Below are 21,321 nucleotides of genomic sequence, written 5' to 3'. Positions count from 1 at the left end.
CTTAATAAGATCATAGCTTTAATATTCAAAATAGTATAAAAAGGAAAGTTATGTATGCGGCTCATCCTATTAAACCCCTAAAAGCCCCTAAACTCAAAACTAAATTTTTGAGGCGTGTGTTTGTGGGTGCGTCTATTAGGCGTTGGAATGACCAAGCATGCCCTTTGGAATTTGTGGAACTAGACAAGCAAGCCCATAAAGCGATGATTGCGTATTTGCTTGCTAAAGATTTAAAAGACAGGGGTAAAGATTTAGATTTAGATCTTTTAATCAAGTATTTTTGCTTTGAATTTTTGGAGCGCTTGGTTTTAACCGATATTAAACCCCCTATTTTTTACGCCCTCCAACAAACGCACAGCCAAGAATTAGCCTCCTATGTCGCGCAAAGTTTGCAAGATGAAATCAGCGCGTATTTTTCTTTAGAGGAACTCAAAGAGTATTTAAGCCACAGACCCCAAATTTTAGAAACTCAAATTTTAGAGAGCGCGCATTTTTATGCGTCTAAATGGGAGTTTGATATTATTTATCATTTTAACCCCAACATGTATGGCGTGAAAGAAATTAAAGATAAAATTGACAAGCAACTCCACAATAACGAGCATTTGTTTGAAGGGCTTTTTGGGGAAAAAGAGGATCTGAAAAAATTGGTGAGCATGTTTGGGCAGTTGCGTTTCCAAAAGCGCTGGAGTCAGACCCCAAGAGTGCCACAAACCAGTGTCTTAGGGCATACCTTATGCGTGGCGATTATGGGGTATTTATTGAGCTTTGATTTAAAAGCTTGTAAAAGCATGCGGATCAATCATTTTTTGGGCGGGCTTTTCCATGATTTACCCGAGATTTTAACCCGAGACATTATCACACCCATCAAACAAAGCGTTGCGGGGCTTGATAACTGCATTAAAGAGATTGAAAAAAAAGAAATGCAAAACAAAGTCTATTCTTTTGTCTCTTTGGGCGTTCAAGAAGATTTAAAATATTTCACCGAAAACGAGTTTAAAAACCGCTACAAAGACAAGTCTAACAAAATCATTTTCACTAAAGACGCTGAAGAATTGTTCACGCTTTATAACAGCGATGAATATTTTGGGGTTTGCGGGGAGCTTTTGAAGGTGTGCGATCATTTGAGTGCGTTTTTAGAAGCTCAAATCTCTCTTTCTCATGGTATTTCCAGTAACGATTTGATTAAAGGGGCTCAAAACCTTTTAGAATTGCGATCCCAAACGGAACTGCTTGACTTGGATTTAGGGAAATTGTTTAGGGATTTTAAGTGATTTATAGTTCTATTTAATAGCGTATTAGTTATAAAATCTAAAAAATGCAAAAAAAGTATTTTAATTTGATCATTCACGCTCAATGAGAGTAAAATCATTTGGTTGGTTATTTTCAAGCGCGCATCAAATAGAGCTTTTTCCTTTCGCTTGAAGAAGCGATGTTGAGCAATTGGCGGTATTTGGTGATCGTTCTTCTTACCATTTTCAAATGGAATTTTTCTTCAATGAGTTCTAAAATCTTAGCGTCGCTCAAAGGCTCTTTTTTGTCTTCGTTTTTGATCAATTCTAAAAGATAGTCTTTAATCACAGCGTTTGAAGTCTCGCTGTTGTCTAAGGCGGTGCTAAAGAAATGCTTAATAGGGAAAACCCCTCTTTCGCATGCCAAATATTTATTAGAAATGGCCCTTGAAATCGTGCTTACAGAGTGGTTAAACTCATTGGCTAAATCCAATAATTTTAAAGGGCGCAATTTTTTACCCTTAAAAAAATCGTATTGATACTCTAAAAGCATGAGACCGATTTTATAAATCGTGGCTTTTCTCAAATTTAGCGCATCAATCAAATCTTTAGCCTCTTTTAATTTTTCTTTTAAATAGCCGCTATCCTTAAAGCGATTTTCTTCTAAACTGATTGTCGGGTAGCTCTCATCATTCAAACGCACGATGATTTCATCATCCACTTCTACAATAAAAAGCTCAGGAATGACTTCTATTTCCTTTTCTAAAAACTCAATGGCTGGGGGGTTTTTAAAGGATTTTAAAATCTTTAAAGCCTTTTCATAATAAAAATCTTTAGAAAATTCGTGGTGTTTTTCTAAATTTAAAATGATTTTTCGCGCTTCTTCATAAAGCTCATTATTGTCTAATTCCCTACTCTCTAGCTGGAATAAAAAGCTCTCTTTCACATCTCTAGCACCAATGCCAGCAGGATTAAGGTAACTGAAACGCTGGTGCACTTTTTCATAAACTTCGCTCTCTACCCCTAAAATTCTAGCCCTTTCTTCAATGTTTTCTTCAAAATACCCTTCACTATCTAGCCCGTTGATAATATCCATAGCGATTTTTTGAGAGATTTCAGTAGGAAAGAGGGGGGGAATGATTTGAGCTTCTAAGGTTTCAAAAAGGCTTCTAGAAGCGATTGCGAAATTTTCTAAATGATCGTTGCTATTTTTAGCGCTAAAGCGATCGCTAAAATTTTTGATGCGTTTGTTTTCAATTTTGATTAAGGGGTTATCCAGGGCGTTTTGTTTCAACACTTCTTCTAAATCTTCAAGCTCGCTTTGTAAAATGGGGAGCCACCCTTTTAAGGTAGCGTTTAATTTATTTTTAGGGCTAAGGTTTGCGCGTAAGATCGCCATGTCTATACCTTAAAATTTTCCCCTAAATAATACTTACGCACCAGAGCGTTTTCATAAATTTCATTAGCGTTCCCGCTCGCTAAAAGCGTGCCGCTTTTAATCACATACGCCCTGTGGCATACGCTCAAAGTCTCTCGCACATTGTGATCAGTGATCAAGACGCCGATGTTTAATCCAATCAAGCTTTCAATGATTTTTTGAATGTCAATCACCGCAATCGGATCCACGCCCGCAAAAGGCTCATCTAATAGCACGAATTTAGGGTTTTTCATCAAAGCTCTAGCGATTTCTACGCGCCTTCTTTCTCCCCCACTCAAGCTCATGCCCTTGCGCTCTCTTATGGCTTGGATATTAAAAGCGTCTAGCAAGCTTTCCATTTTTTCTTCGCTCTCTTTAGAGTTTTTAAAAGTGCTCTCCCCTGCTAGGGCTAGATTATCTTCCACGCTCAATTCTTTAAAAATACTAGATTCTTGGGGCAAGTAGCCTATGCCTAAGTTAGAGCGCTTGTGTAAGGGGTATTTAGCTAAATTCACATCGTTTAAATAAACACTCCCCCCACTAGGCTCTAAAAGCCCGCATATCATATAAAAGGTGGTGGTTTTACCCGCCCCATTAGGCCCTAAAAGCCCCACCACTTCACCGCTTTTCACTTCTAAAGAAACGTCTGAAACGATTTTGGTTTTTTTAATCTGTTTGTTTAAATGCTCTGCTTTTAAAATATCCATTCAAACGACCCTTTAAACGATCTTTATTGTATAAAAACGGTTGGTTAATTCGGTTTCAATTTCCACAACCTTAATAGCTAAATCGTATTTTTTTAAAATTTTTTCTAATTTTTCATCGCCCCATTCCACAAAATGGATCCCCTTTTCCAACAAGCACTCCAACATGCCAAGCTCCAAGCAAGCCTCTAAATCGCGCATGTAAAAATCATAATGGAACACGCTCTCGCTATAAGCATGCATCACGCTAAAGGTGGGTGAAGTCGCTTGAATGTCTAACCCCAAGTGTTTCAAGCACGCTTGAACTAAAGTCGTTTTACCGCTCCCCACAACGCCTTTTAAAAGTACCACCCCCTTAAAATCATCTTTTAAAATTGCAGCCGCCACTTTATCTAACTCGTCTAAATGCGCTCTCATAACAATTCCACGCTTTTGATTTCAAACTCGCTCTTAATCTCTTCAATGAGATTAGAATGGTTAGCCATGAATTCTTGCAAGGCTGTAGGGGCTTCTTTGGGTTGGATTTCTTTAATCTCTTTTTCTTTAATCTCTTTTTCTTTAATCTCTTTTTCTTTAATCTCTTTTTCTTTAATTTCTTTTTCTTGAATCTCTTTTTCTTTAGTTTCTTTTTCTTTCATTTCAGCCGTCGTTTCGGTGGTTGGTTTAGGCTTTGAATAAGGGAATTTAAACTCTTTAATTTCTTCTAAAGCGCTTTTATTTTGATTTTTTAAAGCGATTTTGATATTTTCGCCCTTGCCAAAAACCCCATCAACGATACTTTTCACGATTTTAAATCGTTCTCTTAAAAGCTCTTTATCTTTATGGGTGGCTAAAGACTCCCAAGTCAAGGTTTTAGTCTGGCTGTCAAAATCAATGAAACGGATATTTTTTTCAAACACCGCCCCTAATTCGTAGTTGCGCTCATAAACCAATGTTTGAACTTGTTTGAAAAGGTTGTGAAAAATGCGATCTTTGGCTGAAAGCATGGGGGGGGTTTCTGCACTTTCTCTTTTTTCTGGCTTTTCTATTTTATCTGCGCTTTTGGATTCTTGTTTAAAAGCGTTAGCGTTTTGGTTTAAGGGCTTTAAAACGCTTTCTTTACTTTGCTCTAATTCCAAAATCGCATCGTCTAGGGCTTTGAGTTTTAAAGCTTCTTTGAATTTCATTTTCAATAACAACAGCACAAAACTGGCATTAGCCCCTTCTTTTAAAAGGCTCAAACCGCTCATAATGATTTTAAAAAAGCGCTCTATTAAAAGGATGGAATAAGCATCAGGGCTTAATAATTTCGCTTTCAAAAAAAGCATCATTTCTTCTAAAACGCTCTCGGTTTCATAATTTTCTAAAATGGCATAACGCTCTTGCAATCGCACTTCATCTTGGTTGATTAGGCTTTGAAAAAAATCCTCTAAAACGCTCCTGTCAATCGCTCCTAACATTTCAGCTACTTTGCTTTCTGTGATAGCGTTATCGCAATAATTGATGGCTTGTTCTAAAAGAGTGATCGTATCCCTCAAGCTCCCTTGCCCGCTGTGAGCCAATTTTTCTAACGCGCTTGTTTCATAACTCACTTGTTCTTTTTCTAAAATGGTTTTTAAATGAGAAATAACGGAATTTTCAGGGATTTTTTTAAACCGGAAATGCTGGGTGCGGCTGAGTATGGTAGCGGGCAATTTCAAGGCGTCTGTTGTCGCTAAAAGGAATTTCACATGGCTAGGAGGCTCTTCTAAAGTCTTTAAGAGTGCGTTAAACGCTTCGGTGGTGAACATATGCACTTCATCAATGATAAAGATTTTATAGCGCCCAAAGCTTGGTTTGTAACGCGTTTGCTCAATGAGATTACGGACATCATCAATCCCCCTATTAGACGCTCCGTCCATTTCTATAATATCTATATGGTGGTTGTTTAAAGCGCTCTGGCATTGGGTGCAAGTATCGCAAGGCACGGCTTTTGGCCCTTCTTCACACATTAAAGCCCTAGCAAAAATCCTAGAAGAGCTGGTTTTGCCTGAACCTCTTAACCCGCTGAATAAATAAGCGTTAGCCAAACGCTGGTTGTCTAGGGCTAAAGAAAGCGTTTTAGCCACGCTCTCTTGACCGACTAGCTCGCTAAAATGTTTGGGGCGGTATTTTAACGCTAAAACTTGCATATTGATTGTAATCCTTAAAACTCATTTAGGAGTATTGTAATGCAAAATGACTTAAAACTAGCCCCTTTTTAGGTTTTACTCAATAGCGCTAAAAAATCCCTAAATAAAGTAACGCTGAGCGTTCCCATGATAGCGGTTACAAAGAGATTCACGCCCATAAAGATTTTTTGGTTGTTTAAAAGTTTGGAGCCATAACGCAACGATAAAGCGCATAACAATAAAAGCCAAGAAAGAGCCGCTGATAAAGTGCCGGCTAGAAAGACAAATTTTTGCGCTAAATTAAAAGACAAAGCGCTCGCGCCAATCAAAAACACCATTTCCAAATACACTTGAGGGTTGAGTAAAGTAACGCCTAAAGTGAATAATAAGGTCTTTTTTAAAGATAGTTTTTTAGGGGTTTGGACTTGCTTTTTTTTAAAGGTTTGAAAAAGAGTTTTTAAAGCTAAAAAAGCGTAAAATCCGGTAAAAACCGCCCCAAATAAATTCAAAAACAAGCTCAAATAAAGGTTTTTAGCGAAATAAGCCCCCACGCCAAACACGCCCATGCTCATTAGCACAATATCGCACATAAAGCACAGAGCGCAAATCAAAAACACATAATTCCTAGCCATCCCCCTTTCCACAATAAACAAGGATTGTGCCCCCACAGCCGCGCACAAAGAAATCGCTAAACCAAAACCTTCTATAAAAACCACAAACATCTTGCTTAAATCCTTTCACTCAAAATAAGCCAAAAACTACCAACGCCATACAAACCAATCATTCTAAAATGGTATTTTAAAATTTTAGGGTTTAAAACGACCTTTATAAATAAAAATTAAATGATAATACGCAATGGCTTGCGCGAAATTTAAAAACCCCATTTTTTAGCGCTCTTAGTGGCGTTTGAGAATAAGTTAAGATTAACATGGTAAAATGCCAAAATTTGCTGTCGTCATGTGGCAAAAATTCAGACAACAAGGGATTGGGAATGAGAAGGAGTTTGGCTTTTTGCCTGTTAGCTTTGCTTGGATTACAGGTTTTAGGCGCTAGGGATTTTTCGCAACTCAAAAACGAGGAACTTTTAAAATTAGCAGGCACTCTGCCTTCTAATGAAGCGATTGATTATCGCATGGAAGTGTCTAAACGCCTTAAAGCTTTAAACGCTGAGGACGCTAAGAAATTCCGTGCGAATTTCAGCCGGATCGCTAGGAAGAATCTTTCCAAAATGAGTGAAGAGGATTTCAAAAAAATGCGTGAAGAAGTGCGTAAAGAATTAGAAGAAAAAACCAAAGGTCTAAGCGCTGAAGAAATTAAGGCAAAAGGGCTTAATGTGAGCGTTTGCAGTGGCGATACGAGAAAAGTTTGGTGTAGGGCTGTTAAGAAAAAAGACGAACATTGCTCTCCTAAGTGAGATAAAATTTAATTTAAAAGGATAAAAAATGAAAAAAGCGTTGAAAATACTTTCTGTTAGCGCGTTGTTATTTGTGGCTTTGAACGCCAAAGATTTCAGCAAAACAAGCGATGAAGATTTGGCTAAAATGGCTGGCGTTGTCGCTCCGCAAGATGTTGTGGATTACACAAAAGAGTTAAAAATGCGCATGGAAAAGATGCCTGAAGATAAGAGAAAGGCGTTCCATAAGCAGTTGCATGAATATGCGGTTAAAAACACAGACAACATGACCGTGGCGGATTTTGAAGCGCACCAAAAAGCCGTTAAAGAAGCGCTTAAAAAAAGCAACATGAAGGACATGGATGATGATTTGGGGTTGAGATCATGCAAGCATGGGAAAATGCATAAACACCACAAACACGGTGGTCATGGCAAAGGGCATGACAAAGAACAAGGCAAAAAAGACCACGATCACAATGATCATGGCGAAAATGAAAAATAAAGCTTAAATTACACCCCTTTCTCTATCAAAGCTTCAAATTCTTTAAGCAGGAATCCTAAACGCTTTGAGCGTTTGGGATAAATGCGTTCTGTTAAGCGTTATCAAAATTCTGTTCTTATTAAATATTGCTTATAAAATTCAAAAGATGATTTTATTGTTTCAAAAATCAACGCTTTAAAGATAAATAGACTAAAATACCCCAAAATCCTTTTTTTTTTTTTTTTTTTTTTGAAATCCAATAAATTTGTGGTAAAATTAAACGCATTGTAAATAAATTCTCATTTTGATACATTTTTTGCAATAAAACATTACTTTAAGGAACATCTTATGAAAAAAACGAAAAAAACGATTCTACTTTCTCTAACTCTTGCGGCATCACTCTTGCATGCTGAAGACAACGGCGTTTTTTTAAGCGTGGGTTATCAAATCGGTGAAGCGGTTCAAAAAGTGAAAAACGCCGACAAGGTGCAAAAACTTTCAGACGCTTATGAACAATTAAGCCGGCTTTTAACCAACGATAATGGCACAAACTCAAAGACAAGCGCGCAAGCGATCAACCAAGCGGTTAATAATTTGAACGAACGCGCAAAAACTTTAGCCGGTGGGACAACCAATTCCCCTGCCTATCAAGCCACGCTTTTAGCGTTGAGATCGGTGTTAGGGCTATGGAATAGCATGGGTTATGCGGTCATATGCGGAGGCTATACCAAAAGTCCAGGCGAAAACAATCAAAAAAATTTCCACTACACCGATGAGAATGGCAACGGCACTACAATCAATTGCGGTGGGAGCACAAATAGTAATGGCACTCATAGTTCTAATGGCACAAATACATTAAAAGCAGACAAAAATGTCTCTCTATCTATTGAGCAATATGAAAAAATCCATGAATCCTATCAGATTCTTTCAAAAGCTTTAAAACAAGCTGGGCTTGCTCCTTTAAATAGCAAAGGGGAAAAATTAGAAGCGCATGTAACCACATCAAAGTATCAACAAGATGATCAAACTAAAACGACAACTTCTGTTATTGATACGACTAATGATGCGCAAAATCTTTTGACTCAAGCGCAAACGATTGTCAATACCCTTAAAGATTATTGCCCCATGTTGATAGCGAAATCTAGTAGTGGAAGTAGTGGCGGAGCTACTACAAACACCCCTTCATGGCAAACAGCCGGTGGCGGCAAAAATTCATGTGCGACTTTTGGTGCGGAGTTTAGTGCCGCTTCAGACATGATTAATAATGCGCAAAAAATCGTTCAAGAAACCCAACAACTCAGCGCCAACCAACCAAAAAATATCACACAACCCCATAATCTCAACCTTAACACCCCTAGCAGTCTTACGGCTTTAGCTCAAAAAATGCTCAAAAACGCACAATCTCAAGCAGAAATTTTAAAACTAGCCAATCAAGTGGAGAGCGATTTTAACAAACTTTCTTCAGGCCATCTTAAAGACTACATAGGGAAATGCGATGCGAGCGCTATAAGCAGTGCGAATATGACAATGCAAAATCAAAAGAACAATTGGGGGAACGGGTGTGCTGGCGTGGAAGAAACTCAGTCTTTATTAAAAACAAGCACCGCTGATTTTAACAACCAAACGCCTCAAATCAATCAAGCGCAAAACCTAGCCAACACCCTTATTCAAGAACTTGGCAACAACCCTTTTAGGAATATGGGCATGATCGCTTCTTCAACCACGAATAACGGAGCGATGAATGGCCTTGGGGTGCAAGTGGGTTATAAGCAATTTTTTGGAGAAAAGAAAAGATGGGGGTTAAGGTATTATGGTTTCTTTGATTACAACCACGCCTATATCAAATCCAATTTCTTTAACTCGGCTTCTGATGTGTGGACTTATGGGGTGGGTAGCGATTTGTTGTTTAATTTCATCAATGATAAAAACACCAATTTCTTAGGCAAGAATAACCAGATTTCTTTTGGGCTTTTTGGAGGAATCGCCTTAGCAGGGACTTCATGGCTTAATTCTCAATTCGTGAATTTAAAAACCATCAGCAATGTCTATAGCACTAAAGTGAATACGGCTAACTTCCAATTTTTATTCAATTTGGGCTTGAGAACCAATCTCGCTAGACCTAAGAAAAAAGATAGTCATCATGCAGCTCAACATGGCATGGAATTGGGCGTGAAAATCCCTACCATTAACACGAATTACTATTCTTTTCTAGACACTAAACTAGAATATAGGAGGCTTTATAGTGTGTACCTCAATTATGTGTTTGCTTATTAAAAGCTCTCTTTTTTAAAAAAGGGGGAGCTTCATCAAATCTATTTTGATAGTTATCAATATTTGATGAAAATAAAGTCAAAAACAAAATAAACCAAATCACCCAATTATCTTTGATAATTGAGTGATTTAAGAGAATCGTTTAATACTCTTCAAACATTTCTTGGATTTTTGCCTTATCATTCGTTTTAGTTAGAGCGAGTTGTAAAAGCACTCTGGCTTTTTGGGGGTTTAAATTATCGCTTGTGATAAAGGCCCTATCATCAATCTCTCCTGAAGTAATCTCACCGCTACCTACCCTGCTAGAACGAACAATAACCACCCCCATTTGGCTCGATTCTTGCATCGCTTTTAAAAACCCAGCGCTCACATTCCCATTACCCACCCCAGCTATCACAACGCCTTTTGCATGCGAGTTTAGGCTCGCTTGGAATAAATCAGGGGTCATGCCGGCATGCGTGTAGATAATATCCACTTTAGGCAGGGGGGTTTTGAGTTGTGAAAGGGAAAATTCGCTCTCTGTGGTGTGTTTTCTCAAAGGCTGCATGTAATAACGCGTTTTGCCATAATACACGCTCCCTATCGCACCGCTATTTAAGGCTTTAAAGGTGGAAGTGTGGGTGGTGTGCGTTTTAGCCACTTCCCTAGCGCTAAAAATATTATCATCCATCACCACCAACACGCCTTTATTCGCGCTTTTTTCATTAGTCGCTACGCTCAGCGCGTTATACAAATTCAAAGCCCCATCCGTGCTCAAAGAAGCAGCATTACGCATCGCTCCCACTAGAACGACCGGTTTTGTGGAGCGTAAAACTAAGTTTAAAAAATACGCGCTCTCTTCTAAAGTGTCCGTGCCATGCGTGATCACCACGCCTTGAATATGGCTATTATCTAGCAATTCTTGGGCGCGTTTGGCGAGCTTGAACCATACCTCTTCAGTCATGTCTTGTGAGCCGATGTTAGAAATCTGCTCCCCTTGAATGCGAGCGATCTTATTGAGACTAGGGATAGCCTTAAGAAGCTCTTTGATGCCCAACTCACCACTCTTATAACTACCTAAATTCGCGCTCGCGCCACTCCCTGCAATCGTCCCCCCTGTCGCCAGTAAAGCAATCGTGGGTAAATTTTGAGCCATAACTTGCCCCTTCAAACAAAATAAAAGGATTTAAAGATTTGTAGTATAGTGAATCGTTGTTAAAATAAATTTAAAAAGGGTTAATGGTGGATGCCTTTTTTCAAATTATCGTGTTACTTTTTTCGCTTTTTTTAGGGGCAAGGCTAGGGGGCTTGGGAGTGGGCTATGCGGGGGGTTTGGGCGTGCTTGTTTTATGCTTATTTTTGGGGTTAAATCCGGGCAAAATCCCTTTTGATGTGATTTTAATCATCATGGCAGTCATTAGCGCTATAAGTGCCATGCAAAAAGCGGGGGGCTTGGATTACTTAGTCAAAATCGCTGAAAAAATTTTAAGGAAACACCCCAAGCAAATCAATTACCTCGCGCCAAGCGTGGCGTATTTTTTAACGATACTAGCCGGCACTGGGCATACGGTTTTTTCCTTGATCCCGGTGATTGTGGAAGTGAGCCAGAGCCAAAACATCAAACCCAAAGCGCCTTTAAGCTTAGCGGTAGTCTCTAGCCAAGTCGCTATTACTGCAAGCCCGGTGAGCGCAGCGGTGGTGTTTATGAGCGGTATTTTAGAGCCTTTAGGAGCAAATTACTTGACCCTTTTAATGGTTTGGATCCCTACAACTTTTTTAGCATGCATGATCACGGCGTTTGTTATGGGTTTTACTGATTTGAGATTAGACAGCGATCCGAATTATTTAGAGCGTTTGAAAGCAAGAAATTTTTCGCCCCCTATTATCAAAGAAGAAAAAGAAACCTCAAAAAGCGCGAAATTATCGTTATGGATTTTTATCGGTGGGGTTGTAGCGATCGTTTTTTATGCGAGCGCGATTTCTAAAAATATCGCTTTTGTTAGCCCGGTGGTTTTAGGCAGAGATCATGCGATTGTGTCTTTCATGTTGAGCGTGGCAACTTTAATTGCGCTTTTTTGCAAAATTAACGCCAATGAAATCGCTCATTCAAGCGTGTTTAAATCCGGCATGCAAGCGTGCGTGTGCGTGTTAGGCGTGGCGTGGTTGGGCGATACTTTTGTGAGCAATCATTTAGATGCAATCAAGCGATACGCTTCTTTTTTGATTACAGATTATCCGTTTTTATTAGCCGTAGCGCTCTTTTTGGCTTCCATGCTTTTGTATTCGCAAGCTGCCACCTCTAAAGCGCTCATCCCAAGCGTGATCACAGCTTTAGGCATTAGCGCTAACCACACGGAGCATTTGTATATTATCGTGGCTTCTTTTGCAAGCGTTTCGGCGTTGTTTGTGTTACCCACTTACCCCACTTTACTAGGAGCGATCGCTATGGATAACACCGGCACCACTAAAATGGGCCGTTATGTGTTTGATCATGCGTTTTTGATCCCTGGGGTTTTAGTCGTGTCTTTGAGCGTGGCGTTAGGGTTTGTTGTCGCGCCGTTGGTTTTGTAGATTTTATCATTTAATGATAAAAAGCTTGGCGTTGCGGTTTTTCTAAACCCCCTTAAAAAAGAGGGTTTAGACACTCAGTAAGCAAACACATAATTGAGATACACGCTATAGAGTCTTCTGTATTCTAGCTTAGTGCCTAGAAAAGAATAGTAATTCGTGTTGATGGTAGGGATTTTAACGCCCAATTCTATGCCATGCTGCGCGGAATGTTCGCTGTCTTTTTTCTTAGCTGTAGCGAGATTCGTCCTCAAGCCGAGATTGAACAAGAATTGGAAATTGGAAGTATTGACTTTCGCGCTGTAAGGATTATTGAACGCGGTTAAATTCACATATTGAGAATTAAGCCATGTAGTCCCTGCTAGTTGGATGCCTCCAAAAAGACCCACGGAGAGCTTGTTGTTCTTTTTAGTGGCTTTATCGTTAAGAAAGTTATATAACAAATCGCTCCCACCGCCATAAGTCCATATATCAGAAGAAGAATTAAAAAAGCTTGATTTGATATAGCCGTGGTTGTAATCAAAGAAGCCATAATACCTTAATCCCCATCTTTTGCTTTCGCCAAAGAATTGCTTATAGCCCACTTGCACGCCAAGCCCGTTCAATGCGCCGTTATTGTTTTGAGAGCTGATCATTCCTACATGTTTAAAGGGGTTGTTGCTCATCGCCGCTAAAGCTTGAGAAAGATTGGATGCTTGCTCGTGGTTGATTTGGTAGTTGTATTGGCCTGCTGCTGGAGCGTTTTTATCATAGGGTAGTGTGACAATGTCTTTTGTATTGACTTGATTGTATGGGAGTTGAGAAATCTCTTCGCTCAAATTCTTAGCATCGTTATAAGTGGTTACAATCTCTGTTTGATTGGATTTTAGGTTATAAACATCTTTGGCCACGCTTAAAGCCGAATCAATCCGATTGCCATAATAACTCACATTGCTTTGAATCGTCTGAACTTCTTGGTTTAAATTCACCACTTGTCTGTAAGGGTTAGTAGGAGTTTGACCCGCATTGGGTATTTTCAAATAAGCTTTCTCTAGATATTTATACTGCTCTGCAGGGATGGAATTAAAGAGGTTGAAAATATCTTTGGCGTAAGAGATGACTTGCTTTTGGTTTTGAGCGAGATTGTAGATGTCTTTAGCGAATTCAGGGTTTGTTTGAGATCCTGTAGCTTGAGCTTGCAAATTACTAGCTATGCTGTTGTTACTTTGAGAAAGCGTAACCGCTTGTTGCAAAATAGGTATCATCGCCTTGATATTGTTAAACACCGCATAGTGCGTTGGGTAATTAGTGGATGTGATAGCACCGGACGCGTTTGAAACACCACTGATGACGATATTTTTCCACATCATAGCCGTCTTAGTGTCTGCGATTAAATCCATAAGCTGTTGCGCCAAGTTAAGAGCGTTGCTTACGGTTGAGTTTGGGTTTTGGCCTTCTGTTGCAGTGCATCCGGATAAAGCGCAAAGATTGTTCGCTTTAGTAGTAGAGTTTGTTTGAGCTGCTTGGAGGCTTTCAGCAAGACTCTTCATCTTGTCGTAAGTGGTTTGTTCCATAGCGCAGTTTTCAATTCCTGAGCAGTTATTGATAACCGTTGAAAAAGGAGGGTTACCCTGGACATTATATAGAGTATTCTTATTGCCCACAAGAAAAGTGAAGTAGTTCCCCGCATAAAGACTCCAAAAACCCAATACCGAAGTGATAACAGCTTGCACGGCGTTAAAGATGGGCGATTGGGTGGTGCTGTTATAGTTGTTGTTGGTAAAGCTTTTTAAATAGTTTAAAGAGCTATTGACCAGCTCAATGTTGTTGGCGTTTTGAATGCTTTGCTTCAACGAAGCCACTTGATTTAAATACTGGTTTAATTGCTCGTATTTTTCGTTCAAGTTTTTCAATTCACCGGTGTTTTTGACCATTTGCACCGCTTCGCCGATTTGATAGCCCGCGCTCACAAAAAAGCCGTTGTCTTCAGCGTGCAAAAGCGATGAAGCGAGAGAGAGAGAGAGCAGAATTGTCTTTTTCATAAAAGTGTTCCTTAAAGTAATTTTTTGTTGCTAAAATATTCTAAAATGGTAATAGATTTACAACTGATTTGATTTTACCATAGACTTATTGTATTTCAAAAAAAAAAAAAAAAAAAGATTTTGGGGTATTTTAACTTATTTATCTTTAAAGCGTTGATTTTTGTAACGATAAAATGATCTTTTGAATTTTATCATCAGTATTTAATAAAAACGAAGCCAAACTAAAACAAAAACGCATAACTGACAAAAACTTCTTTATTCCTAAAAACGCTGAAGTTTTGTCGGATCGTTTGTTGCTGCCACACATTGCTAGAGCCAAAGTTTTTCCAACTTTGCGCGCTCAAGCTATAGTAAGGGATTTTTAACCCCACATTGAAGCGGTTGCGTTTGCCTATATACAAAGAACCCCCAAAATTCACAAAAAACCCCCCACCCGCTGCAAAAAATTTATCATCTTGATTCGTGTTTTGATTTTTATATTGAGAACTCCATAATATTGCGTATTCCACCCCACCCCCACCAAACACGCCTATTTTAAAAAACAGCATTTTTTCTGTTTTTAAAGCGAGTTTTAAAAGGGTGTCTATAGGGAGGTTAACAAACACATTCACATTCAAACCAAACGCCATGAAATGCCCGTTATTGAAAAGGAAGTTTTGGGGGTTTGGGGTTTTTTGCAAATTCAAAGAGCCTTGAGTGTTTGAAATAGGATCGTAGGTTTTAATCGCGCTTGGGTTATAATTGGCTTGGGATAAAAGGGTATTACCCCCCACTTTTTGACCTAATTGCGCTTTAGCGTATTCTATATCCCCCCACACCCTTAATCCTAAAATATGGTATTTATCAAAAGCTATTTCATCGCCTATTTGCCCGGTATAAGACAAGTTTTTACCCCCCTTATAATGGGCTTCTAATTTCTCGCCATAACACACGCTACTAGGGCAAGTGGGGTTGTCTTTATAGGCTTGTTGCCACATGCTTGTGTGCACATTAGCCCCTGTGCCTAGCCTAAAACCTAGATAAATGTGGTTTTTTGTTTTAAAAAAAGGCGTTTTTTCAGCGCTATTGCCCCACAAAACCCCCAAGCTGGCTAAAAAAACAAGTGCTTTCAAACGCTTTTTTGATTCAATTCTACCCATAATGGCACTTCACTTTGCAACATTTCTTGATTAAAAAATTCCTCTATGCTCTCTCGCATGCTCTTTATTTCTGTAAGGGTATTGACGCAGTTACGAAACGCGCTCGCTTGCATTTCGCCTTTAGCGTAAGCATGCAAGTTTTTCCTAAACATAACCACCCCCCTATCCCCATAAAACTCCACCATTTTATCAAAATGTTCTAAAACCAGATCTTTTTTCACGACTGCGGGCAATTTTGTGGTGTTGTTTCTGATTTGCCAAAATATCCATGGGGCTCTTAAGGCTGCTCGCCCTATCATCAGCCCATCAGCTTGCGTGATTTGCAAAACTTCAAAGGCTTTTTTCACGCTGTCAATTTCGCCATTGGCTATCACAGGCTTTTTTAAGATCCCTTTCATTAAAGCGATGCTTTCATAATCTATTTTATCTTTTTGGTATTTGTCGCTTCGTGTCCTCCCATGCACCACCACATAATCCACCGGCGCGTCATTTAGGGCATGAGCGATTTCTTTAGGGATTTTCTTTTCAAAGCCTAAACGCACTTTCACGCTTGTGATTTTTTTATTGGTGTTTTCTCTGATGATTTTTAAAAGCTTCACTAAGTGGTCTAAATCCTTCAATAGCCCGCTACCGTTACCATGATTAGCCACTTTAGGAGCGGGACAACCGCAATTAAAATCAATCCCACTCACATGATCTAAAGCGTTGATTTTCTCCACCGCTTCTTTGACTACGCTTTCTTTAGAGCCTGAAATTTGCGCCATGAAACGATCTTCTAAAGGGGATTTTTCCAACATTTTAGAAGTTTTATCAAACGCATACACTAACGAATGCGAGCTCACCATTTCGCTTGTGGTAACATCCACGCCAAATTTTTTCACCACGCTCCTAAAAGGCAAATCCGTATAGCCTGCTAGAGGGGCTAGAAAAAGCCATTTTTTATTTTTAAAGTCCATTCGCTCTCATATCAAAGTTTTTTGCTGTATTTTGACACAATCAAGGTTAAAAAGCGCTTTAAAACTTATCGCTTGATTAAAATGAAGCTCTTTTATAGATCCATTAAACTCTGTTTGAAACGGGTTAAAAAATCATGCGTTGGTTGTTTTAAAAATTCTGCGTATAAAACAGGCCTTAAGCGTTTAGGGATATTCAACCTCCTAGCTCTGTCTTTAAAATCCTTTGGCATGCTTAAAGTTTTTTGGGGTTTAAGAGCGATAAACACACACTCTTTGTCGCTTTCAATGATGAATTTTTGAGCGATTTCCAAGCTAAAAAAATGGCGCTTGATTTCTTCTTTTTGAGAAAAACTCAACACATACCCCTTTTGCTTTAAGATTTTATCCACCATAAAAAGCGCATTTTGCGAATACTTAAAAAAAGTGATCCCATGCATTTGTGAAACGGGAATCAAAGGATAAAGCCGCTCTTTTTCTTCATCCAAAAACTTAAAACTTTGGATAATGCCCTTAGAATAATCTTGCATCAAGGAGTTAGCGTAATTTTTCCTGAAAAAATTGCGTTTGAATTTTAAAGAAGAATTAGAATCGTCTTCAAAAAATTTCAAATCTTTAGCGAGCGTTTTAAGGGTGTCTTTAGGGGTGTAGAGCAAGGGGCGAACGATCGCATAAGATTCTCTTTTTTCATAGGCTTGAAAGCTTAAAAGCGTGTTTAATCCGGCACCTTTGCTTAATTGCATCAAAAACCATTCCAGCCTGTCATTCAAGTGGTGCGCCAAAATCAAATGCTTGTAAGAATGCTCTTTTGTTAGGGCTTCAAAAAAATCATAGCGAACTTTTCTCGCTTGCATTTCAAAATTGCGCGCGATTTTTGGGGCGTAATGGATATAGCATTTTTTATGGTGTGTTTTTGCGAGTTTTTGAGCGTGTTGGATGATTTCAAGGCGTTGTTTTTGCGTGTTATAATCCACTAAAGCGATGTCAAAAGCGATATTTTCTCCAACCAAAAGATGGAACAAACAAGTAGAATCCAACCCACCTGAAAAACCCAATAAATTTTGACTCTCTCTTAAAGGCTCTAAATAATTTTTAAAATCTCGCGCTGTCAAATCGGTGTTAAACGCATGCTGAATGGATTGCACTTTTATGAAGTTTCCTTGTGGGTTAAAACGCCTTTGAGTAAGCTCGCACCCTCTATGCCTAAAATTTCATTCCTGAGTTTTTCCACTTCATGCAAACTCGGAGCTTTTGCGTGAACGGCTTCGTTGCGGATGTTTTGAATGAGACTTAGGCTTTTTGAAAAAGGATAATTGATGAATCTTTTTAAGTTTTCTTCTAAATGGCATTGGACTTTTTCGTGTTTGAGTAAAAATTTAACGCTCCCAAGATTGGGCTTTTTAGTGAAAAAATCTTTAAGCGTAAGAGATTTTCCTTGGACTTTATAAACTAAATCATAAAGGCTGGGATCTTTTTTGCAAGCCTTTAAAAGAACTTGTTTAGCAAAAGTATAAATTTCGTATTCTAAGGTTTTGGAGTATTTGACGATGATACTGGTAAAATCATTCAAAAGATCGTTTTCGCTTTGTAAAAGCTCTAATTCGGCATGAATGATGTTATTGATGCTATCAGGGTGTAAGAGGTAAAAAAGCCTTTTGCCAAAAACAAAACGCATGAAATTTTCTTGCATGGTTAAATATTCTTTGCTTTTATATACGCTCAGATAATGCTTTTCATCGCCTAAAAAATAAGAACGCTCTTCTTTTAACTTTACCGGCAAAGGATAGACATAATTATTCCCATAAATGGCGTAAGTGTGGTTGTTTGGTGCGATGAAATTGGCTAAAAATTGATCCCTTAAAAGGCTAAAATCTTCCCTGACTAATTCCCTTAAATCGCTGATAATAAAAAAGTCTTCCACTTCCAAATTTTTTTCTTTATAATAGCTAGGGATCAAACCCTCATCAATCTCTTTAGAAACCTTTATTACCTTAGCGGCAAATAAATTAGCGTAATCGGTCAAAAAAAGCTGCAAAAAATTTTTTTCGTTGGTGGCTTTGTAAATCTCTTCTAAAGAGTCGTGCTTTTCTTGATCGTTGAGCTTTGATCGGATTTTACCAAAGCCCACTTGGGATTTTTCCTGTAAAACGCTTAAATGTTGTTGGATGACATCTTTTTGATAGTAAGGGTTATAAAGGATTAAAAGGTGGTTCATGCCTTGCCTTATTTTAGGATTTCTTTGAGGTTTTGTTTGATCTCGTCAGGATTTTGTTCGTATTCTTGGATGAGTTCTTTTAAAATTTCAAACAATTCGTCAAAATCTTGCGGGTGCTCTTTCTTAAATTTCACTACCAAATCCAAAGCTTCACAAGCGTTATTCAATGGATCTTTATCGTCATTGAAAGCGTCTTTGATACCCAAAACCATTGTGGTAATGCGAGCGCTTTGCATGGGGCTTGAAATGCGTTTGAATAAAAAACACTTAAGTGCGTTGGCGAGCTTAAAAGATGAGCAAATTTTAGAAAACATCGCCTTTCCTTATTGAAAGATTTAAAATACCGCTTACTAGCCAAAAACTAGCAAGCGTTCTAGCGTTGGCGCATTCGGTATTTTAACACAAATTCAGTTCATTCCTCTTCAGGCTCAACATCTATAAAATCTTCGCCCTTGATAAAATCTTCGCCAGTTTGAATCCATTTTTCCAAACCTTGAGCGCACTCTTGCGTTTTTTTAACGCTTTCTTCGCATGCTTGAATGCATTTTTCCAGTTCCAACGCCATTGGGAAACATGTTTGTTTGAATCTGGTTTCATCATTGATGAGATCCAAGATTTCTTGTTTTTGATTGTTAAAATCGGATTCCATTTCTCTTTTAGCTTTTTCAAGTTTTTCTATTTTTTGGCTTTCTTTCCAAGAATCCCACACTTCAAAAGCAAGACCGATAAGCGGTAAACCTTTGTTTATGCTGCCTGCCAAGTTTACAGCGCCCCAAGGTTTGAATTTTAAAGCCAAATCTATGCCTGTAAATTTTGCCACAGCCACTATCCCGTCTCTAGCCAGTTTGATGTTAGTCGCATTGATAAACTTGCTTTGTTCTAAAAGTTTGATTCCAATCCTTCCAAATGTTCCGGCATGTTTTTCAAAAAAACTCCTATCGGCATTAAAATCAGTTTCAATTTTAGCGATTTCATTTGAAATCCCTTGCGTTTGCCTTTCAAATTCATTTTGGACTTTTGTTTCTATATTGATGCCTTTATCGCCTATTTCTCTCATAGCGAAATCATTAAAGGTTTCTAGGCTAGTGCCAGAAACTTGACGGATGAGATCGCTAAAATACCTTATTATAAATTCTCTTAAATGAATGCGGGCTTGAGAAATTTCTTTATTTAAATCTTGAATATCCTTTCGCCTTTTTTCAAGCGTTTTATTCAAATATTCCATTTCTCTCTTAATCTCTTGTTGCTCTTTTTTTGCAAGCGGCATTTGCCTATGGACCACATCTTGAATGACGCTTTTTTTGGCTTCTTCTATGATGGTTAATTTCCCGCCATTTTCTTTAATCTTTTTTTGCGTCGCATCTTGCAGAGTTTTGATATGTGAAAGCTTTTGGAATTCTTCTTTATGCTTTAGCCAGTGTTCCACCCCCAAATCAAAAGGGTTTGCCGCAACAGCAACAATAATCAAACCCTCTTTTTCTTTTTCGCTTAAAGAAATGAGATCATTCAGTCGGTTTTGGATGTTTTCTTTTTTGATTTTAAATCTTTTGTTGTAATCTTCTTCATCTTCAATATCCGCTTCTTCATCAAAACGGCTGATGACAAATATCGTCCTGGATAAAAGATTGAGCGTCCTAAACAACCAGTTCAAATCGTCCTTATGGCTTTCTTTGATGGGGTTTGACGGGTTGAGTGCGTATAAAATGAGGTGGGCTTCGCTGATATATTTTTTTGTAATATCTTTATAGCGTTCTATTTTGCCGCTATCGTGTTCTTTTACTTTAAACCCGAATAGTCCCGGGGTGTCAACCAGCTCAATTTCATCATCTATGTCATAGATTTTAACTGCATCGCTGGATTCTTGATGATCTATATTCATGCTTTCATCTAGCCGATCGATCCAAGCTGCCGCTATGGATGTTTTCCCTTCAGAAAAACCTCCCACTAAAGCCACTTTAAGTTTTTGATCGGCAACATTTTCCATCGCATTATGGATTTTTTCTTTGAGAGACTCTTCAATATGGATTCCATATTTCTCTCCAGTATGGATAAAATCAAGCAATTTTTTAAGATTTTCTTGATTCCTCTTTTGATTTCTTTTAAATTGTTCTAGCGTTTCATTCTTCATTGCATGCTCCTTGTTTTGATGTTATGAGAGATGTATCCTAATTTTTCATGGGCTTCTTTCAATTGTCTTTTCATGCGTTTGTAATTATCAACAGGTCTAAGATTGGCTTTGAGTTTTTCAATCTTTTCCCGTATGTCTTTTTTGCGACTTTCAAGTCGGCTTTTCACATCCTCTGCAATTTTTTCACAAATTTGATGTAAATTCTTATCCACTTCTTTTTTTTGTTGGGATTTTTTATAGTCTGAATCAAAAAAACTCCAGATTGATCTAGCTATTCCAACTAATCCTGTAATAATCCCTGTAGTCAGAGCAAACCAACCCATAGGATTCCAAGCGTTAAATATCCCAAGCAAACCCAAACCTCCTATTGAAGTGGCTAATTTTGTTCCATCAATGCCGCTATCAGTATCAAAATTAAGATTAAAGCCTCTATCAATACTGATGTGCTCTAACATTGCTAGAGAATCTTTAATTCTGTATTCAAGTTGTTTAATAGCTTCTTTTATCTCTCCATCAAATCGTTTCTCACATTCTCTAAACCGCCATTTTATGTCTTCATGCAATGTTTCAATTCCTTGAATGAGTTCATTTTTAAAAATTTCTTTACATTCCTCATCTTCAATATTTTTGTTAATATGCACATACATTTTTTCTCTCAAGTCAGATTTGAATTGATCGATTTCGTAGAACACTG

General features: G+C 38.3%; 19 protein-coding genes. 5 read left to right on the top strand and 14 right to left on the bottom strand.

Annotated elements, in window-relative coordinates; genetic code table 11:
* Positions 1–50 precede the first annotated feature (50 nt).
* Positions 51–1,271 carry an HD domain-containing protein gene (locus HPOKI112_RS03345; RefSeq protein ID WP_025275909.1) on the top strand — a complete coding sequence of 407 codons (1,221 nt, stop codon included), beginning with the start codon at positions 51–53 and terminating at the stop codon, positions 1,269–1,271.
* A 112-nt stretch (positions 1,272–1,383) separates the two neighbouring features.
* On the opposite strand, the gene HPOKI112_RS03340 is transcribed toward HPOKI112_RS03345, so the two are convergent.
* The 5 genes from HPOKI112_RS03340 to HPOKI112_RS03320 form a co-directional block, all read right to left on the bottom strand.
* A complete protein-coding gene (locus tag HPOKI112_RS03340) occupies positions 1,384–2,628 on the bottom strand; it encodes an RNA polymerase factor sigma-54 (protein ID WP_025309761.1) in 1,245 nt (414 codons plus the stop codon).
* 2 nt (positions 2,629–2,630) lie between these two features.
* A complete protein-coding gene (gene lptB / locus HPOKI112_RS03335) occupies positions 2,631–3,353 on the bottom strand; it encodes an LPS export ABC transporter ATP-binding protein (protein WP_000353236.1) in 723 nt (240 codons plus the stop codon).
* Between the two features lie 12 nt (positions 3,354–3,365).
* On the bottom strand, positions 3,366–3,767 hold the full coding sequence (tsaE, locus tag HPOKI112_RS03330) for a tRNA (adenosine(37)-N6)-threonylcarbamoyltransferase complex ATPase subunit type 1 TsaE (RefSeq protein WP_025275906.1): 402 nt from the start codon (positions 3,765–3,767) through the stop codon (positions 3,366–3,368).
* Positions 3,764–5,500 carry a DNA polymerase III subunit gamma/tau gene (locus HPOKI112_RS03325; protein WP_025309760.1) on the bottom strand — a complete coding sequence of 579 codons (1,737 nt, stop codon included), beginning with the start codon at positions 5,498–5,500 and terminating at the stop codon, positions 3,764–3,766. The genes tsaE and HPOKI112_RS03325 overlap by 4 nt, the downstream gene beginning before the upstream one ends.
* Before the next feature lie 68 nt (positions 5,501–5,568).
* Positions 5,569–6,201 carry a LysE family transporter gene (locus tag HPOKI112_RS03320; protein ID WP_025275904.1) on the bottom strand — a complete coding sequence of 211 codons (633 nt, stop codon included), beginning with the start codon at positions 6,199–6,201 and terminating at the stop codon, positions 5,569–5,571.
* Between the two features lie 269 nt (positions 6,202–6,470).
* Here HPOKI112_RS03320 and HPOKI112_RS03315 point away from each other — a divergent pair, with 269 nt between their 5' ends.
* The 3 genes from HPOKI112_RS03315 to hopQ all read left to right on the top strand — a co-directional run bounded on the left by HPOKI112_RS03315 (position 6,471) and on the right by hopQ (position 9,627).
* Complete coding sequence (locus tag HPOKI112_RS03315) at positions 6,471–6,893, top strand: DUF1104 domain-containing protein (protein WP_001254635.1); 423 nt, start codon at positions 6,471–6,473, stop codon at positions 6,891–6,893.
* 28 nt (positions 6,894–6,921) lie between these two features.
* Complete coding sequence (locus HPOKI112_RS03310) at positions 6,922–7,374, top strand: sialic acid-binding protein (RefSeq protein WP_025276850.1); 453 nt, start codon at positions 6,922–6,924, stop codon at positions 7,372–7,374.
* 327 nt (positions 7,375–7,701) lie between these two features.
* Positions 7,702–9,627, top strand: coding sequence for a Hop family adhesin HopQ (gene hopQ, locus HPOKI112_RS03305; protein WP_025309759.1), 1,926 nt, complete (start codon positions 7,702–7,704; stop codon positions 9,625–9,627).
* 139 nt (positions 9,628–9,766) lie between these two features.
* Here the strand turns inward: hopQ and HPOKI112_RS03300 are convergent, their stop codons facing one another.
* The gene (locus HPOKI112_RS03300) at positions 9,767–10,789 is read right to left on the bottom strand and encodes a type II asparaginase (RefSeq protein WP_268744287.1); all 1,023 of its coding nucleotides are present in this window, start codon (positions 10,787–10,789) and stop codon (positions 9,767–9,769) included.
* A gap of 53 nt (positions 10,790–10,842) precedes the next feature.
* On the opposite strand from HPOKI112_RS03300, the gene HPOKI112_RS03295 reads away from it, so the two are divergent.
* Positions 10,843–12,174 carry an anaerobic C4-dicarboxylate transporter gene (locus HPOKI112_RS03295; RefSeq protein ID WP_025309758.1) on the top strand — a complete coding sequence of 444 codons (1,332 nt, stop codon included), beginning with the start codon at positions 10,843–10,845 and terminating at the stop codon, positions 12,172–12,174.
* A gap of 74 nt (positions 12,175–12,248) precedes the next feature.
* Here the strand turns inward: HPOKI112_RS03295 and sabA are convergent, their stop codons facing one another.
* The 8 genes from sabA to HPOKI112_RS08435 form a co-directional block, all read right to left on the bottom strand.
* Positions 12,249–14,192 (bottom strand): Hop family adhesin SabA/HopD, encoded by a 1,944-nt coding sequence (sabA, locus tag HPOKI112_RS03290; protein WP_025309757.1) that lies wholly within the window; start codon positions 14,190–14,192, stop codon positions 12,249–12,251.
* 221 nt (positions 14,193–14,413) lie between these two features.
* Positions 14,414–15,331 carry an outer membrane beta-barrel protein gene (locus tag HPOKI112_RS03285; protein ID WP_025309756.1) on the bottom strand — a complete coding sequence of 306 codons (918 nt, stop codon included), beginning with the start codon at positions 15,329–15,331 and terminating at the stop codon, positions 14,414–14,416.
* On the bottom strand, positions 15,301–16,287 hold the full coding sequence (locus HPOKI112_RS03280) for a tRNA dihydrouridine synthase (RefSeq protein WP_025275898.1): 987 nt from the start codon (positions 16,285–16,287) through the stop codon (positions 15,301–15,303). Before HPOKI112_RS03280 ends, HPOKI112_RS03285 begins: the two co-directional genes overlap by 31 nt.
* Positions 16,288–16,379: 92 nt before the next feature.
* Positions 16,380–17,396, bottom strand: coding sequence for a tRNA lysidine(34) synthetase TilS (tilS, locus tag HPOKI112_RS03275; RefSeq protein ID WP_025276844.1), 1,017 nt, complete (start codon positions 17,394–17,396; stop codon positions 16,380–16,382).
* Between the two features lie 35 nt (positions 17,397–17,431).
* A complete protein-coding gene (locus HPOKI112_RS03270; RefSeq protein ID WP_025275896.1) occupies positions 17,432–18,499 on the bottom strand; it encodes an HP0729 family protein in 1,068 nt (355 codons plus the stop codon).
* A gap of 8 nt (positions 18,500–18,507) precedes the next feature.
* Complete coding sequence (locus tag HPOKI112_RS03265; RefSeq protein ID WP_025275895.1) at positions 18,508–18,813, bottom strand: hypothetical protein; 306 nt, start codon at positions 18,811–18,813, stop codon at positions 18,508–18,510.
* A gap of 98 nt (positions 18,814–18,911) precedes the next feature.
* Positions 18,912–20,627 (bottom strand): LeoA/HP0731 family dynamin-like GTPase, encoded by a 1,716-nt coding sequence (locus HPOKI112_RS03260; protein WP_025275894.1) that lies wholly within the window; start codon positions 20,625–20,627, stop codon positions 18,912–18,914.
* Positions 20,624–21,319 carry an AAA family ATPase gene (locus HPOKI112_RS08435; RefSeq protein ID WP_235180718.1) on the bottom strand — a complete coding sequence of 232 codons (696 nt, stop codon included), beginning with the start codon at positions 21,317–21,319 and terminating at the stop codon, positions 20,624–20,626. The genes HPOKI112_RS03260 and HPOKI112_RS08435 overlap by 4 nt, the downstream gene beginning before the upstream one ends.
* Between the last annotated feature and the right edge of the window lie 2 nt (positions 21,320–21,321).

The organism is Helicobacter pylori oki112, from assembly GCF_000600085.1.
Classification (GTDB): Bacteria; Campylobacterota; Campylobacteria; order Campylobacterales; family Helicobacteraceae; genus Helicobacter; species Helicobacter pylori_CY.
This window is presented reverse-complemented; position numbering and strand designations above follow the sequence as displayed.